Below are 16,012 nucleotides of genomic sequence, written 5' to 3'. Positions count from 1 at the left end.
TATGAAGAGAGTTGCGGGTAGTATTAAGCAACTCTCTTTATTGTTCACTCTGCTCTCTTTCACTAGATTTTTCTACTTCTACAAACATCATTACTTTTTCTGATATTAAGGGGCCTCTAGTTACTGTGAGGGTGTAAGTAGTATCTTCTACAATAACTTTTCTATTATGAACAATATTGGCTATTAGAATAGGGTCTAAGGTATTTACTTCTTTACCCCAGATATCGGAAAGCATATCTCCCACCTTTTTTTCCAGAGACATCTTTGTGAACTCATCTTCATCCTTTTCGTTTTTAAAGCGAATGTGAATTTGCATATCACTTACAACATATTTTTGCTGTGTCTTTAGACTTTCCTCCATAGTTCGCAGTTGGGTTTCTTTTGTATCTAATTCTCCTTGAAGGCGTTCGTTATGGCTCATCAAATAATCAATTTTTCCACCTACCCACCATGTGACCAATCCTGATCCTACCAGTACACCAATAGCAAAAGCCGCAAAAAGTCTTCTTTTCATCTTCCACCTGCCAGTGTTGTCACTAAGTATTCCCCCACTTGAGCACCAAGAAAAGCACTGATGATAAAAACAACTTGCTTAGCTAAATCTAGTAGTTTGCCTTCAAAAATTCCCAACTCTAAAACTTCAAAAGCTGTAAAAGTTCCACCAATAGCGGCCACCATAGCCCAGATTTTTATTTCATTGGCCAATTTAATCATAGTTTTCACAGGAGGATTAGAGGTGAAAAGAGCTGCAATAGAGCCAATTAGTGCAGCACCCATAACCACTCCCAGGGAAGTGAAAAAAATAAGTAAAAGCTTGTGAGGAAAATTTTCCATAGCTACCCCTCCAATGCTGTGAGCCTTGATAATATATTTATATGAGGGGTTTTCAGCTCTAGTACAAGAGGAAAGACAATAAAAGGGAAAAATCGAAAAAGGGAATTAAGCTTATGGTGTTGAATTATTTAGGTGAGTTTGGCGGAGGTGTAAATATGAGCGCAGAATTTGTCCATTTACATAATCACACCGAATTTAGCCTACTAGATGGTTCGGCTAGAATAAAAGCGTTAGTAGAGGCTGCAGTAAACAACAACATGCCAGCTATAGCTATAACAGATCACGGTGTAATGTATGGTGTAATAGATTTTTATAAGGCAGCTGTAGAGAGAGGAATAAAGCCAATCATTGGCTGTGAAGTATATGTGGCTCCTAGAACTAGATTTGATAAAGAACCCAGAAAAGACGAGAACCAATTTCACTTAGTTCTATTAGCTAAAAATAAAACAGGATACGAGAATCTTTTAAAGCTTGTGTCGGCAGGATTCACAGAGGGTTTTTATTATAAGCCTCGAGTGGACAAGGAAATACTTAAAAAATACTCAGAAGGGCTGATCGCCTTAAGTGGTTGCATGGCCGGGGAAATATCCAGGCTAATTTTGAATGATAACTTAAAAGAGGCAGAAGAACTGGCTAAGTTTTATAACCAGGTTTATGGGCAAGAGAATTTTTATTTAGAACTACAGGACCATGGTATTGAGGGACAACAATTAATTAATAGACACTTGCTTGAAATGAGTAAAAGGTTGGGGATACCTACTGTAGCAACTAACGATGTTCACTACATTAAGCGAAAGGAACAGGAGATCCACGATGTCTTGCTTTGTATTCAGACAGGCAAAACCCTTGCCGATGAAAACAGGATGAGGTTTGGGACTTCTGAATTTTACCTGAAAACCCGGGAAGAAATGGAACTTCTGTTTGGAGAGTACAGAGAAGCACTAGATAATTCTTTAAAGATAGCAGAGAAGTGTAATCTCCAATTGAATTTTGATGAGTTTCATCTGCCATATTATGAAATTCCAAAAGAGCACAGTGTAGATTCTTATCTTAGAAAAATGTGCTTTGATAGAGCTAAGAGTTGCTATAAACAAATTGAAGGCAAGGTACGAGAGAGATTAGATTATGAATTAAAAGTAATTAAAGATATGGGCTACTCAGACTACTTTCTCATAGTGCAGGATTTTGTAAACTATGCCAAGGAGAAGGGGATTTTAGTCGGTCCTGGCAGAGGTTCGGCAGCAGGAAGTATAGTGGCATACGTGCTAGGGATTACAAATATCGATCCGTTAAAGTACAACTTACTATTTGAACGTTTTCTAAACCCCGAACGAGTTAGCATGCCCGATATTGATATCGACTTTTGCTTCGAGAGAAGAGGGGAGGTTATCGACTATGTTGTGAATAAGTATGGTTCTGACAAGGTGGCCCAGATAATAACCTTTGGAACTATGGCTGCAAGAGCTGCTGTGAGAGATGTGGGGAGGGTAATGAATGTTCCTTTGCCCCAGGTGGATAAAGTAGCCAAGATGATTCCCAATGAGTTAGGGGTGACCATTGAAAAAGCCCTAAAAGTTAACCGAGAGTTAGTAGATGCCTGCGAAGTTGATGCTCAGATTAAAAAACTTATCGAAAACGCAAGAGCACTAGAGGGTATTCAACGACATGCTTCTACTCATGCAGCAGGGATAGTTATATCCAAAGAGGAGTTGACTAGGTATGTACCCCTGCAAAGGACTGCTGATGACTTCGTGGTCACTCAATATGCCAAAGATCAGGTTGAAGACATAGGGCTTTTGAAAATGGATATCTTAGGTTTGAGGACACTCACTGTAATTGGAAATGCTCTGAAGATAATAAAAAAGGTACACGGTAAAGAAATTGACATAGAAGAAATTTCCCTAGATGATAAAGCAACCTATGATTTGTTAAGTAGAGCTAATACGGCAGGGGTATTCCAATTAGAGAGCTCTGGTTTGAGAGCTATCTTAAAAGAACTAAAGCCCTCACACTTAGAAGATATTATCGCTTTAGTGGCCTTATATCGCCCAGGCCCCTTGGGCAGTGGCATGGTGGACGATTTTATTGCTAGAAAGCACGGGAAAAAAGAAGCTAGTTACCTTCACCCAAAGCTCGAGCCCATTTTAAAAGAGACCTACGGTGTTATTTTATATCAAGAGCAAGTAATGAAAATTGCCAATGATTTAGCTGGATTTACATTAGGTCAAGCGGATATGTTGCGCAGATCTATGGGAAAGAAAAAGCCAGAAATTATTGCAGAAGCTAAAAAGGATTTTATTGAAGGTGCTAAATCTAAGGAAATTGACCTTCAGATAGCTGAAAAAATCTTTGAGCTTATTGAGCACTTTGCTGGCTATGGTTTTAATAAATCTCACAGTGCGGCCTATGCGTTGATAGCATATCAGACAGCCTATTTAAAGGCTCACTATCCAGTTGAATATATGGCATCACTTTTAACCAGTGTTATGGAGCACTCGGATAAAGTTTCCTTTTATATAAGAGTATGCCAGCAAATGGGTATAGATATTTTACCACCCGATGTAAACGAGAGCTTAGAAGATTTTACAGCTGCTAAGGGGAAAATTAGGTTTGGGCTTGCGGCAGTGAAAAACGTGGGTAGGGGTGCAATTAAGTCCATAATAAAGGCTAGAAATGAACTGGGCAGGTTTACCTCACTTCAGGACTTTTGTGAGAAGGTTGACCTATCTCAGATTAATAAAAGAATGATTGAAAGTCTTATCAGATGTGGGGCCTTTGATTTTACCCAAATGTATCGAAGTCGCTTGCTGAATATTTCAGACCAAGCGGTGGAGTTGGGTCTAAAGTTAAGTGCGGACAGGAACTCTGGGCAAGTGAATTTGTTTGATATTGTAGATGATACTAAAGAAAGTCTAACTGCAGAGGTAAAACCACCTGAACTAGATGAGTTTAGCAATAGAGAATTATTAGCCATGGAAAAAGAAATGTTAGGATTCTATGTAAGCGGGCATCCTTTAGATGAATATGTAAATGATTTAGCTAAGGTTCGTAACTGTAATAATGAAGAACTAACCTCTAAGCATGATGATCAAAGAGTTATTTTAGGTGGAATTATTACAGCTCTCAGATATACAATTACGAAAAAAGGAGAGCAAATGAGTTATCTCACTCTAGAGGATTTAACTGGTTCAACAGACGTCTTAGTATTTCCAAAAACATTGACTAAATACAGAAATCAGTTACAAGAAGATGGGGTAATAATATTAGAGGGCAGAGTTCATCATGAGGATGACAATGTTAAAATATTTGCAGAGAAAATTACAAACATAAAAGAATGCAGTAATGAACTGAAAAGTAGAGAAATATATATAAAAATAGAGGACAGAGAAAATACCGAACAGACTTTGCAAAAACTAAAGCATATGTTCAAATCATCCATTGGAAATACACCTATTTACCTGCACTGGCCAGAAACCAAGAAAACAATTCTTTGTGATAATAGGGTGAACTTTAACCAAGAGCTTGTTGAGGAGATTAAGAGCATTTGTGGACAGGAAAATGTTTACATAAAGGAGATTTAGGGGGAATTTCTAATGAAAAAGGCTATTTACCCTGGGACCTTTGATCCCGTTACTAACGGACATATGGATATTATTAAAAGGGCAACAGGATTGTTTGACGAAGTAATAGTAGCCATTGCAGTAGAAAATTATAAGAACAATTTATTTTCTTTAGAAGAACGCTTAGAGCTATTAGAGGAAGAAGTTAAAGAATACGATAATGTGACTATAACAAGCTTTGATGGGTTGTTAATGGAGTTTGCGGAAGAAACTGGTTCAGTGGCGGTTATAAGAGGACTGAGGGCAGTATCGGACTTTGAGTATGAACTGCAATTGGCGTTGATGAACAAAAAGCTCAACAAAAATGTGGAAACCATGTTTTTAATGACTGATAGCAAATACTCTTTTATTAGCTCTAGCATAATCAAGCAAGTTGCGTCACTACAGGGCTCGGTCTGCGGATTAGTGCCAAAAAATGTAGAAGATGCTTTAAAGGCTAAATACAAGTAAAAGCCGTTAAACCTCATGAATACAAGGGTTAGCTTGCTTGCAATAACACTATAAATGTGATATTATTAGTTTGATTTTCGCAACTTTTATTAAGAGGTGACTAATTTGAATGGAAATATGTCTGGAGACTATATAGTCATTAAAGCTGAAGAAAATGGGGTTACAATAATAGGCCTTACTAGAGGAAGGGATACTAAATTTCATCATTCAGAAAAACTGGACAAAGGTGAAGTTATGATCGCTCAGTTTACTGAACACACTTCAGCTATTAAGGTAAGGGGTAAAGCAAAAATCCACACAAAGCACGGTGATATAATTGCCGGTTCTTAATGGGCTAATGTCCAGGTGAGATATCCTGGACTTATTAATATGTCCTCAGGATAACATCAACATAAAGGAGGCGCACTGTTATGTGGACAGTAGTCTATATTGCTTCTAATCGTCCAATGGCTGAAATGTTGAAGGGTATATTAGATCATGAAGGTATATTGGTAATGTTGCGCTCGGTTGGCGCTCCACATTTAGGAGAATCTGCATCTGTAGAAATTCTTGTGCCGGAGTCAGAAGTGGAAGAAGCGCATGAAATCTTAGCAGAGAGCATAGGCAAGTAGAAAAGTAGGTGATATTAGTGTTTAAAAATTTCTTTCAGCGACCCAAGTATGCTACTGTATCGCAAAAAGAAAAAAAGGAAAAGCAGAAGAAAAAAGATGAAGATAATAACCTGAGCTTCTTGTGGACTAAGTGTAAAGATTGTGGTGAAATCATATTTAATAAGGAACTTGAAAAGAACAACAAGATTTGTTACAAGTGTGGATATGGTTTTCGCCTAACAGCAACAGAGAGAATCAACGTAACTGTTGATGATGGAAGCTTTGAAGAGTTTAATGAGGATATAGAAGCTACAAATCCTCTTCAGTTTCCCGGGTATGAGGAAAAACTGAAACAAGAAAAGGATAAAACTGGTCGCAAAGAGGCTATAGTAACAGGAACTGGGACGATAACAGGTAATAAATGTGTTATTGCAATTTTGGATTCTCATTTTTTTATGGGGAGTATGGGAACCGTAGTAGGGGAAAAGTTTGTCTTAGCTGTAGAGAAAGCTATTGAATTAGGCGTTCCTTTAGTTGTATTCTCTGCTTCAGGTGGAGCGCGAATGCAAGAGGGATTATTATCTTTAATGCAAATGGCCAAAACAAGCGCTGCACTGAACAAACTAACTGATGCTAGATTGCCATTCATATCAATTTTAACAGATCCTACAACAGGTGGTGTATCTGCTAGTTATGCCTCTTTGGGAGATATTATAATAGCCGAGCAAGGGGCACTTATAGGCTTTGCAGGACCTAGGGTGATTGAACAGACTATCAGACAAAAGCTTCCCCAAGGATTTCAAAGAGCAGAGTTTTTATTGCAACACGGACTAATTGATAAAGTAGTGGCTAGAGATGAGATGAAAGATACATTGGGAAAGATACTGGAGCTGCACAGTGTAGGAGGTTAAAGTATGGTAAAGCCTTTGGATTTTGAAAAGCCAATTGTGGAATTAGAACAAAAAATTGAAGAGTTAAAGCAATTTACGGCGGAAAGGGAAATGGACTTAAGCGATGAGATTAAAAAGCTTGAAAATAAATCCAGCTCTTTAAAGCGTGAAATTTTTGGCAATTTAACTGCGTGGCAGCGAACTCAAATTGCACGTCATGTGGATAGGCCTACTGCAATGGATTACATAAATAAGATCTTTGATAATTTTATTGAACTACACGGAGATCGCCTTTATGGTGAGGACAAATCTATTGTTGGCGGCATTGCTAAGTTAAATGGAAAACCAGTAACAGTAGTTGGGCATATGAAAGGTAAAGACACTAAGGAGAATATCAGCAGAAACTTTGGGATGCCTCATCCGGAGGGGTATAGAAAGGCAATAAGACTGATGAAGCAGGCTGAAAAGTTTAATCGACCCATAGTGTGCCTTGTGGATACTCCAGGAGCTTATTGTGGGATTGGAGCCGAAGAGAGGGGTCAGTCAATAGCTATTGCTGAAAGCATCCAAAAAATGTCCAACTTAACAGTTCCTATTGTTGTGGTTGTTATCGGAGAAGGTGGAAGTGGTGGGGCCTTGGCGCTAGGAGTTGGCGACAAAATATTAATGCTAGAAAACTCTATCTACTCTGTTATATCACCAGAGGGAGCGTCTACCATTCTATGGAAAGATGCTACTAAGGCGCAAGAAGCAGCAGAAGCATTGCAAATTACAGCTCACCAACTAAAGGAGCTAAATATAATTGATCAGATCATCGAAGAGCCTCTAGGGGGTGCACATAAAGATCCAGGCACCACTGCAGAAAATATAAAAAAAGCAATTAACCTAAATCTTGAAAATTTACATGAAATTTCAAGTAATGATTTGGTAGAAGAGAGGTACAATAAATTAAGAAAGATGGGTGATTTTGTAGCTCATAGTAATTAGACGCTACCAAGAGGTGATTGCTTTGAAAAAGACAAAGATTGTATGTACAATTGGACCGGCAACAGAGACTGTTTCTAAGTTGAAGGAACTAATAGCTGAAGGAATGAATGTTGCCCGGCTGAACTTTTCCCATGGTGATTATGAAGAACATGGGAAACGAATTGACAATATTAGGCAAGCAACGCTAGAAGTGGGTAGAGATATTGCTATTATGCTTGATACTAAGGGACCCGAAATAAGGCTAGGCAAATTTGCAAACGATGCCAAAATCAAGCTGGAAGTAGATCAAGAATTCACCTTAACAGTTGACGAAATTGAGGGTGATGAGAGCAAAGTCCAGGTTAGCTATGAAGGCCTACCTCAGGATGTGAACCCTGGAACCCAGATCTTGATTGATGATGGGCTTGTAAGTTTAGAAGTAGTATCAATCGAAGGAAATGATATTAAGTGCAGGGTAATAAATGCCGGTGAAATTTCCAGTAGAAAAGGGGTAAATGTACCCGGGGTAAAAATTAACCTGCCTGCGCTGACAGAAAAGGACATAGCAGACTTGCATTTTGGGATTGATAGAGATGTTGATTTTATAGCGGCATCATTTATCCGAAAAGCAAGCGATGTATTAGCAATTAAAGAGATACTGGAAGCAAGGGAAGCTGATATTCACGTTATCTCCAAGATAGAAAATCAAGAAGGCGTAGACAATATTGAGGATATATTAAAAGTATCCGATGGCATTATGGTTGCACGGGGAGATCTGGGTGTTGAAATACCTGCAGAGGAAGTTCCTCTGGTACAGAAGGTTATTATTGAACTCTGTAATAATGAAGCTATTCCCGTAATTACTGCTACTCAGATGTTAGACTCTATGATGAGAAACCCTAGGCCAACTAGAGCTGAGGCCAGTGATGTGGCTAATGCTATTATTGATGGTTCTGATGCAATCATGTTGTCTGGAGAGACTGCTGCTGGGAAATATCCAGTTGAATCCGTAAGAACTATGGCTCAAATCGCAAATAGAACTGAGCAGGCAATTAGAGAAGATGAGCAGAGGGAAAAGATTAGACCAGAGCATACTGTCACTGATTCCATTGGTTATGCCACCTGTAGTATTGCTACAGATTTGGACGCTGAAGCAATTATAACGGCAACTGTTTCAGGCTCTACTGCTAGAGTGGTGGCAAAATATCGACCGCGTGCTCCCATTATAGCAGCAACTCCCTCGCGCAAGGTTTTGAGGCAGTTAAATTTAGTTAATGGTGTTCTGCCTATTTTTGTGAACAAAACTGACGGAACAGATGAAACTATTAGGGAGACTGTGTCTAAAGCGTTAATTGAAGAGCTGATTTCCACTGGAGATTTAGTGGTGGTAACTGCGGGAGTGCCTGTGGGGATGCCTGGCACAACTAACCTGATAAAAGTACACGTAGTTGGAGAAATTGTTGCTCAAGGAACTGGGATAGGAAAGGGAGCTATCAGCGGCAAAGTAGTTTTTGCCGATAGCGGTGAAGAGGCTGTCAAAAAAGTTGCTGAAGGTGATATCCTAGTTACTGTAATGACAGACAAGGACTTTATCCCTGCAATAGAAAAGGCAGGGGTAATAGTAACAGAGCAGAGTGGTATAACGTCTCATGCGGCATTAGTGGCTATAAACATGGGTAAACCTGTGGTCTTAGGTATAGGAGATAATGTTAAGAACCTGTACACTGACATGGTAGTAACTGTAGATGTATCTCGAGGATTGATATATAGAGGAACAGCAAAGATATTATAGACAGAGAGAGCCAGTCGTAAATTAAGCGACTAGCTCTTTTTTTATACTTTCTTTACATATAAATTAAAGTTAAGATGCCGATGAAAAATACATATCCGGCAAAGTAAGCAAGCTTACTCTTATTTACAAAATAGATTAGCCATTTTATCCCTAAGAGTGCAGAGATGAAGGAGGCTAAGAAGGAAACTGTCAGTGCTAAGGGCTGGGAAGTGAAGAATCCTAAACCCAGTTCAGGAAGCATTAAAACAGTTGAACCTAAGATAACAGGTATTGATAAGATAAAGGAATAGCGAATAGCTGTTTCCTTTGCTAATCCGGTCCAAAGAGCAGCAACCAAAGTTGACCCGGAGCGAGAAATTCCCGGTATTACGGCTAGGGTTTGGGCTAAACCTACTATAATAGCATCCTTTATGGTCATATCACCTTCTCGTCGAAGGCCATAGCCTTGCAATCGTTCAACTAATATTAAGAAGATTCCTGTGGCGAATAAGGAAAAAGCGATTACTTTTGAGGAGCGCAATGCATCTCCCATGAAATCCTCTAAAAGCAAACCCAATACCCCTGTGATTAAAGTAGCAATAAGTAAAAGCACCCCAAAGCGAAACTCTGCTAAATCAGAATGATTTCGCTTAATAATATAGCTAAAGAAGCTTACAACTATGGACACTATATCTTTCCAAAAGAATATTATTACAGCTAATAAGGATGCAGAGTGCAAAAATACTTCAAAAGCAAGCCCTGGGAAGTCTAATCCCAATAACTTTTCTGTTAAAACTAAGTGTGCAGAGCTGGAGATTGGCAGAAACTCAGTTAATCCTTGTACTAATCCTAATATTAAAGCCTCTAAAATAGTCATTAACAATCACTCCCACGTTGTTTTCCACTGACTTATTATATATCATACACAATGAAAATGAAAAAAATGTTACTAATGAAGGATATTTTCCTGTAGGTAGAGAATAATATTATATTAAAGAAAGAAAAGAAGGGGAGTGATGTTATGGACAAAGAAAGTAAGTGTAAGAAATGCGGAGCATCCATAGTTGATAAGTGTCCAGAAACAGAAGATCAGCTTTGTGAGAAGAAGAAAAATGTGGTCTGCCCTGAATGTGAATATGTTGAGCTGCAGGAAGATGATACAGCAAAGTGTGCCCATCCAGAAAAAGGAAATGCCTAACAAGCAGTTAGGCATTTTCTTTTTACAGAAAAATTGTGAATATTAGTGCTAATAGCACATTTAATAAGTGTATTGCATCTTTCTATGTTTGTAATATATATTTATGTAAGGAATATAATTTTAACTTTTTAGGTGCGAGGGAGGAAGAAAATGGAAGTATTGGTTGATCAAATAGCGAAACTGCAGTTGCTAAATCAGTTTTGGCTATCTATGTTCTTATTGATACCTATGGTGCTAATTTCTAGAACTATAGTTGCTGGGACCAGGTATTCACCAATTTTAATTATTGTTATTTTTGGATTGACTATGGGTTATGTATTAGTATCTACTGGGGTATCTGAACCAGGATTACCTGAATTTCCACTGATAGACTTAATAAGTAGGGCTACTATTATAGCCTTAACTGTATCGTTCTTTGTAGGTGGACAGGAACTGAGAAAAATCTTTGGTAAAAAAGAGATGACAGTAGACGAAATGGTAGTAGTTTCTGAAGAAGAAACGGTTTTGGGTACAAAAAGGACTCAGTTAGTTTTTATTATCAGATCTTTTTTCTTATTGTTGGGAATAGAAGGTTTGAGCAGGTTACTTCTGGGAACAGAAACTGAAGGATATTTAAGTCAATTTTACCCGTTAATAGCATACATTGGATTGGTAGGAGCGATAATCTTAATAGACTATAAGGCTACTATTAAGGATAAGCACGCTTATATGCGAAAAGGTTTATTGGAAATTGCTGCAATCGTGGCAGTCTTATACGTATCTTACCAAATTGCTATGCTGGTTATGCCTCTTATAGCTTTACCTCAGATTTTCTTTGCAATGCTGATTTCAGCTGGTCTAGGGGCAATCTTATACAACTGGACCTTTGGTCCAACAGTACGAGCTTTGCTGTTTGCAGGTATTCCAGTTGTGTTGGCAGGTAACTTTATGATAGGTGGTTCACGGATGAGTGACGCTTTTAACATTACGGGTATGAACTCTGTCTTGGCCTATGGCTTCTTTGGTCAATTGTTCTGGATGTTCGGTGGTATTGCCCTGCTCATGTTTGTGGCAAGAACGGCTAATGCTCGCAACTTAGCCCCAGGTATGGCAGGAGCTCTGTCTCACTCAGGTTTGACAGGAGCCTGTACTGCAGGAGATTTAGGTAAGCTTGCGGCAAATAGAGCCCCAATTATGATTAATGTACCATTCTTTGGACACATCTTTGTATTTTCTGTTTTGGCTATCAGTGCTGAGCGAGGAGCATTGATGATGGGGCCAGCTTTTATAATTGTAGCTACAGGTTTAATTTTGACAGCCCTTTCGTTAAAAAATCTTCGAAGTTCTAATGGAGAAGACGGTAAAGAGGTAAAAGCCTTAATGCAATTCTCCTTTGGGTGGCAATTATGTGCTGTGTTTGGGGGATTAACCTTACTGAGCTTTACTACTATGCCCATGGATTATGCTGCTATGGCGCAGACATCTGCTATTTCACACTTTGGATTGTTTGCAGCAGTTCAAGGAGGAATGTTTGGATCTGATGCGGCTGGCTTAATTCCATTCATTTTTGCAATGCCTTTCTTAGTTCACCCATTAGTATTCTTTATGTTTGGTAAGGCAATGGAGAAAGATGGAGAGATGCCTAAAAAGTCAGTTTATATTTTAGCGGCAATTGGTTTAGTTGGTATTGTATATGCTTTGTTAACAGCTATTTAGAAATATAGCGAGAAAAAGCAGCAGACTTTAAAAGGTCTGTTGTTTTTTTTCGCGTAAAAACCAATAAGATAGAGGAATAAACAGTATAATGTAGAATATGACAGTTAGATTTAATAAATTTTGTAAGGGGTAGACTAGTAAATTCAATTTGTCATCAAAGGTGTAGATTGCAGGTTATTAGGATCATTTTTTCCAGAGAGGCAGGTGAATTATATGTATTCCAAGGCAAACCACAGCTTATTGCTTCAAAACATGCCGGATGCCTATGCTTATCATCAAATCATTAGAAATGAGCTGGGAAAACCAGTAGACTATATTTTACTAGAAGCAAATCAATCATTTGGGGAGATGACAGGTCTTAATATTAATTCGATAATTGGCAAAAGGGTAACAGAAGTTTTGCCCGGAATTGAAACTGGAAGTTTTGATTGGATAGAAACCTTTGGCGAGGTCGCTACCAATGTAGAAACTATAACCTTTGAGCAATATTCTGGGCCTCTAGATAGGTGGTATAAGGTAGTTGCCTTTAGTGATAAAAAAGGGTACTTTGCTACCATATTTCAGAATATTACAGAGAAGATTAAATCAGAGCAAAATATGCGAAAAATAATTGAAGCCTCAGAGCAATTTCTAAAATAATCAAAGGGCGACATAGATTACCAAGAAATTACCGATGTGTTGTTGAGTATCTCTGGAGCAAAATACACAGTATTTAATCTATACAATGAAAGTGGAGTAGAATTCACAATTATGGCTATTTCTGGTTTTGATCCTGTAGGCAAGGATTGGGAACATGATCAAGCAGGAGCAGCAAAAACAATAGAAAAAATGTGCCAGGTAGGGATGGTTGCAGTCATTAAAATTTCAAATGACGATGTGGTTTTAGGTGATTTTACCATAATTATGCCAGCAGGAGAAAAGCTTAATAATATTGAGCAGTTAGAACTTTATTCAAAGCAAGTGGGTCTTTATATAAGTCGCAAGAAGGCCGAAGAAGCATTAAGGGTAAAGTCACATAAACTAGAAGAACGGGATAGATTGCTGGCAAAGCTATCAGCGCAAGTGCCAGGAGTAATTTACCAATATCGCCTTTTTCCTGACGGCAGCGTCTACATTCCATTTGCCAGCCGGGGGATCTGGGATGTTTATGAGGTGAGCCCAGAAGAAGTAAAAAAAGATGGCACAAAAATTCATCAGCGGCTTCACCCTGATGACTATGATGGCGTCATGGAGTCAATAAATCAATCATTTAAAACGCTAGAAATTTGGAAGGGTGAGCATAGGGTTATTTTACCTAGCAAGGGTACTAGATGGTTGCGTGGATACGCGCGACCTGAGAAGCTAGCTGACAATAGTGTTCTTTGGCACGGATATATTACCGATGTTACAGAGCGCAAACAGGCAGAGCAGGAAATAATGAGACAAAAAGCTCATTTCGAGGCATTATTTGTTAACACTAATAGTGCCATTGCTTACTTTGATAGCAACAAGAAGGTTTTTAATATAAATAAAGAGTTTACTGTCTTATTTGGATATAAATTAGAAGAAGTGGTAGACAAAGTAATTTACTCTATATTAGATCCTAAGGAAACTATGGGTGACTATATTGTCACTGCTGTCCTACAGGGGCAGATAATAGAAGTGGAGACAGTCTGCTTTGACAAAGGGGGAAAGCCAATCCAAGTGCTCATAAAAGGAGCTCCTGTCTATGTTGATGGCAAAACTGTAGGAGGGTATGCCATCTTTACAGATATTACAAAACAAAAAATAGCTCAAAGTGAGCGAGCTGCCTATACGAAGGAAATAGAAAATCAAAAACTTGAACTAGAAGAGCTTTATAGGCAATTAGACAATGAAATTGACAAGGCCATAAAGATTCATCAAAACAACCTGCCGGAATTTCTACCTAAATTAAAGGATATATCTATAGAGGCATATTATCAGCCCTCATATATTATGGGGGGAGACTATTACGACGTCATAAAGGCAAAAAACAAGCTGATTTTTTATATATCAGATGTTTCAGGGCACAGTTTAGATGGGGCAATGATGAGCCTATTTGTTAAAAATAGTATTACTAGCTATGTTGCGTTAGCAGATAAAGAAGACATAGCTCCAGAAAAGATAATGCAATACACTTTCAGCCGATATTGTAATGAAAATTATCCTGAGGATTACTTTATCTGTCTATTTATAGGGATCCTAGATTTAAAAACCTATAATTTATCTTATGTTGGAAGCGGTTACCAATTTCCTTTTGTACTATACAATGGAGCTAAGCGGGTAGAGTTAGCTGGAGGAGGGTTACCTATAGCCTGTTCTTATGGCATGGAATTGATGGAAATAGAAGAAGAGCAGATACGAGTTGATATTAACAGCACTCTTCTCTTGTACACGGATGGAATAGTAGAAGAAGAAATTAATGGTGAGCACTACGGCACAGAGAGGCTAGAGCGGGTATTTGCGGACAACCAATCACTGCCTCCCGAGATCATAAAGGAAAAGATAAACCAGGACTACAGGAACTTCACTAGAAATAGAAATAATAAAGATGATATAACATATCTAATTTTACAGCGGACAAAAGAAAAAGTAAAATATTACTTTGAAATAAACAGTACCGTTCATGATGTATCTAGAATTATAGATGATATAAATGCAAAAATAGTACAACAGGATGAAACAGGGATAATTCGAATGGGCATCTATGAATTGCTGGTTAATGCAGTGGAGCATGGTAATAAATTTGACCCCAATAAAAAAGCATTTATAAGCCTAGAAATCACTGACAAATATATTTTCACGAAAATCAGAGATATGGGCGAGGGCTTTGACTGGAAAACTAGTTTAAGTAAAGAATACGATCCCTTGAGTGGTTATGAACGGGGCAGGGGCATTGCCATGACTAAAATAGGTATGGATTACGTGGGATATAACCAAAAGGGAAATGAAGTTAAATTCTGTAAAAAACTATAAGTGTAAAAAAAGTCTAGCTGTAGTTATATAGCATAGACTTTTTTTAATATTTTGTTGTAAATAGTTTCCTAGGTTAATAACACTTAATCACATCAGTTGTAATATCATATGGCCAATCTTTCATACCACCTGATAAATTATAGATATTTGTAAATCCTTCTTTTAAAAAAAATTGAGCAGCTTGCATGCTCCTATTTCCGCTTCTACAAACCAATATTATTGGCCGATCAGCATCAATTGTAGTTATGTTTTGCTGTAAAAGCCCTAAAGGTATTAGAAGAGCTCCTGGAATATGTCCCTCTTGAAACTCATGAAGTTCACGAACATCAATTATAATTAAACCTGCTTCAGATTCAATTAAATCCCCAACTTGTTGAGCGCTAATATTAGTTACTTGATTATCAGTTTTCAGATTAGCAGACATTGTAATAAACAGAGCAAATAAGACTGATAAAACTAGCAAAACCATAAGCTTATTATTATTTAAGAGTTTATACATTCCCACTACTCCTTTCATAACTACACCTAATAATATCAATATACCTCAAAACTCATGCCTCTGCATAGTGTTTTCTACTACATAATACTGAAAATATAATTCTCATGATTAATAAAGCGTGGCTTCACTTAAACAATTGATTCTATTAAATAGAGTAGAAGGAGAATGTATTATTTTGTAGAAATTAAGATAATAATAAACATTGAAAAGTAGGTTGTTGCTTAATGAAAAATAGTAAATTAAAACTAATAATACCCATAGTGCTACTTTTTTTTGGTTGCTTCTTCACTAGCGTTGCAAAACAATAAAACTAACTTTGTCAATACCTAAAGCTTGAAAATATTGAGGAAACACCTGCCTAACACAAAAAAATCCTTTATAATAGAGATAAGGGTAGTCCTTGCCCAAATCCCTAATATAAAGGAGACACAAATGCAAGGCAAGGATATCATAAATTCCACATTTCATCAACTATTTAGGCCAATTTTCAGTAAAAATTTTTATCAACAACTTACAGAGTTGG

The 16,012-nt window shown here is 37.8% G+C and carries 15 protein-coding genes; 11 read left to right on the top strand and 4 right to left on the bottom strand.

Features of this window, described 5'->3' with window-relative positions; genetic code table 11:
* Window positions 1-37: 37 nt before the first annotated feature.
* Both GGQ84_RS08620 and GGQ84_RS08615 read right to left on the bottom strand, forming a co-directional pair.
* A complete protein-coding gene (locus tag GGQ84_RS08620) occupies window positions 38-514 on the bottom strand; it encodes a sporulation membrane protein YtrI (RefSeq protein WP_429161727.1) in 477 nt (158 codons plus the stop codon).
* The gene (locus GGQ84_RS08615; RefSeq protein WP_429161725.1) at window positions 511-834 is read right to left on the bottom strand and encodes a YtrH family sporulation protein; all 324 of its coding nucleotides are present in this window, start codon (window positions 832-834) and stop codon (window positions 511-513) included. Before GGQ84_RS08615 ends, GGQ84_RS08620 begins: the two co-directional genes overlap by 4 nt.
* Before the next feature lie 155 nt (window positions 835-989).
* Between GGQ84_RS08615 and GGQ84_RS08610 the strand changes: the two genes are divergently transcribed.
* The 7 genes from GGQ84_RS08610 (at window position 990) to pyk (ending at window position 9,142) form a co-directional block, all read left to right on the top strand.
* A complete protein-coding gene (locus tag GGQ84_RS08610) occupies window positions 990-4,415 on the top strand; it encodes a DNA polymerase III subunit alpha (RefSeq protein ID WP_429161723.1) in 3,426 nt (1,141 codons plus the stop codon).
* 12 nt (window positions 4,416-4,427) lie between these two features.
* Complete coding sequence (coaD, locus tag GGQ84_RS08605; protein WP_429161722.1) at window positions 4,428-4,904, top strand: pantetheine-phosphate adenylyltransferase; 477 nt, start codon at window positions 4,428-4,430, stop codon at window positions 4,902-4,904.
* A gap of 117 nt (window positions 4,905-5,021) precedes the next feature.
* Window positions 5,022-5,234: a trp RNA-binding attenuation protein MtrB gene (gene mtrB / locus GGQ84_RS08600; protein WP_429161796.1), complete on the top strand. Its 213-nt coding sequence runs from the start codon at window positions 5,022-5,024 to the stop codon at window positions 5,232-5,234.
* Between the two features lie 80 nt (window positions 5,235-5,314).
* Complete coding sequence (locus GGQ84_RS08595) at window positions 5,315-5,515, top strand: putative signal transducing protein (protein WP_429161720.1); 201 nt, start codon at window positions 5,315-5,317, stop codon at window positions 5,513-5,515.
* 17 nt (window positions 5,516-5,532) lie between these two features.
* The gene (gene accD, locus GGQ84_RS08590) at window positions 5,533-6,405 is read left to right on the top strand and encodes an acetyl-CoA carboxylase, carboxyltransferase subunit beta (RefSeq protein WP_429161718.1); all 873 of its coding nucleotides are present in this window, start codon (window positions 5,533-5,535) and stop codon (window positions 6,403-6,405) included.
* A gap of 3 nt (window positions 6,406-6,408) precedes the next feature.
* Window positions 6,409-7,371, top strand: a complete 963-nt coding sequence (locus GGQ84_RS08585) for an acetyl-CoA carboxylase carboxyltransferase subunit alpha (RefSeq protein WP_429161716.1) — start codon at window positions 6,409-6,411, stop codon at window positions 7,369-7,371.
* A gap of 22 nt (window positions 7,372-7,393) precedes the next feature.
* Window positions 7,394-9,142: a pyruvate kinase gene (gene pyk, locus GGQ84_RS08580; RefSeq protein WP_429161714.1), complete on the top strand. Its 1,749-nt coding sequence runs from the start codon at window positions 7,394-7,396 to the stop codon at window positions 9,140-9,142.
* 52 nt (window positions 9,143-9,194) lie between these two features.
* Here pyk and GGQ84_RS08575 read toward each other — a convergent pair whose 3' ends face one another.
* A complete protein-coding gene (locus tag GGQ84_RS08575) occupies window positions 9,195-9,998 on the bottom strand; it encodes an undecaprenyl-diphosphate phosphatase (RefSeq protein ID WP_429161712.1) in 804 nt (267 codons plus the stop codon).
* Window positions 9,999-10,142: 144 nt separating this feature from the next.
* Here GGQ84_RS08575 and GGQ84_RS08570 point away from each other — a divergent pair, with 144 nt between their 5' ends.
* The 4 genes from GGQ84_RS08570 to GGQ84_RS08555 all read left to right on the top strand — a co-directional run bounded on the left by GGQ84_RS08570 (window position 10,143) and on the right by GGQ84_RS08555 (window position 14,990).
* On the top strand, window positions 10,143-10,319 hold the full coding sequence (locus GGQ84_RS08570; protein WP_429161710.1) for a hypothetical protein: 177 nt from the start codon (window positions 10,143-10,145) through the stop codon (window positions 10,317-10,319).
* A gap of 150 nt (window positions 10,320-10,469) precedes the next feature.
* A complete protein-coding gene (locus tag GGQ84_RS08565) occupies window positions 10,470-12,014 on the top strand; it encodes a hypothetical protein (protein ID WP_429161708.1) in 1,545 nt (514 codons plus the stop codon).
* Window positions 12,015-12,227: 213 nt separating this feature from the next.
* Window positions 12,228-12,653 carry a hypothetical protein gene (locus GGQ84_RS08560; RefSeq protein ID WP_429161706.1) on the top strand — a complete coding sequence of 142 codons (426 nt, stop codon included), beginning with the start codon at window positions 12,228-12,230 and terminating at the stop codon, window positions 12,651-12,653.
* 36 nt (window positions 12,654-12,689) lie between these two features.
* On the top strand, window positions 12,690-14,990 hold the full coding sequence (locus GGQ84_RS08555) for a SpoIIE family protein phosphatase (protein WP_429161704.1): 2,301 nt from the start codon (window positions 12,690-12,692) through the stop codon (window positions 14,988-14,990).
* 73 nt (window positions 14,991-15,063) lie between these two features.
* On the opposite strand, the gene GGQ84_RS08550 is transcribed toward GGQ84_RS08555, so the two are convergent.
* Window positions 15,064-15,489 (bottom strand): rhodanese-like domain-containing protein, encoded by a 426-nt coding sequence (locus GGQ84_RS08550; protein ID WP_429161702.1) that lies wholly within the window; start codon window positions 15,487-15,489, stop codon window positions 15,064-15,066.
* Between the last annotated feature and the right edge of the window lie 523 nt (window positions 15,490-16,012).

It is taken from the genome of Desulfitispora alkaliphila, from assembly GCF_050433185.1.
Lineage (GTDB): Bacteria > Bacillota > Desulfitisporia > Desulfitisporales > Desulfitisporaceae > Desulfitispora > Desulfitispora alkaliphila.
Note: the sequence above shows the minus strand (reverse complement) of the source record. Positions and strands in the feature narration are given on the sequence as shown.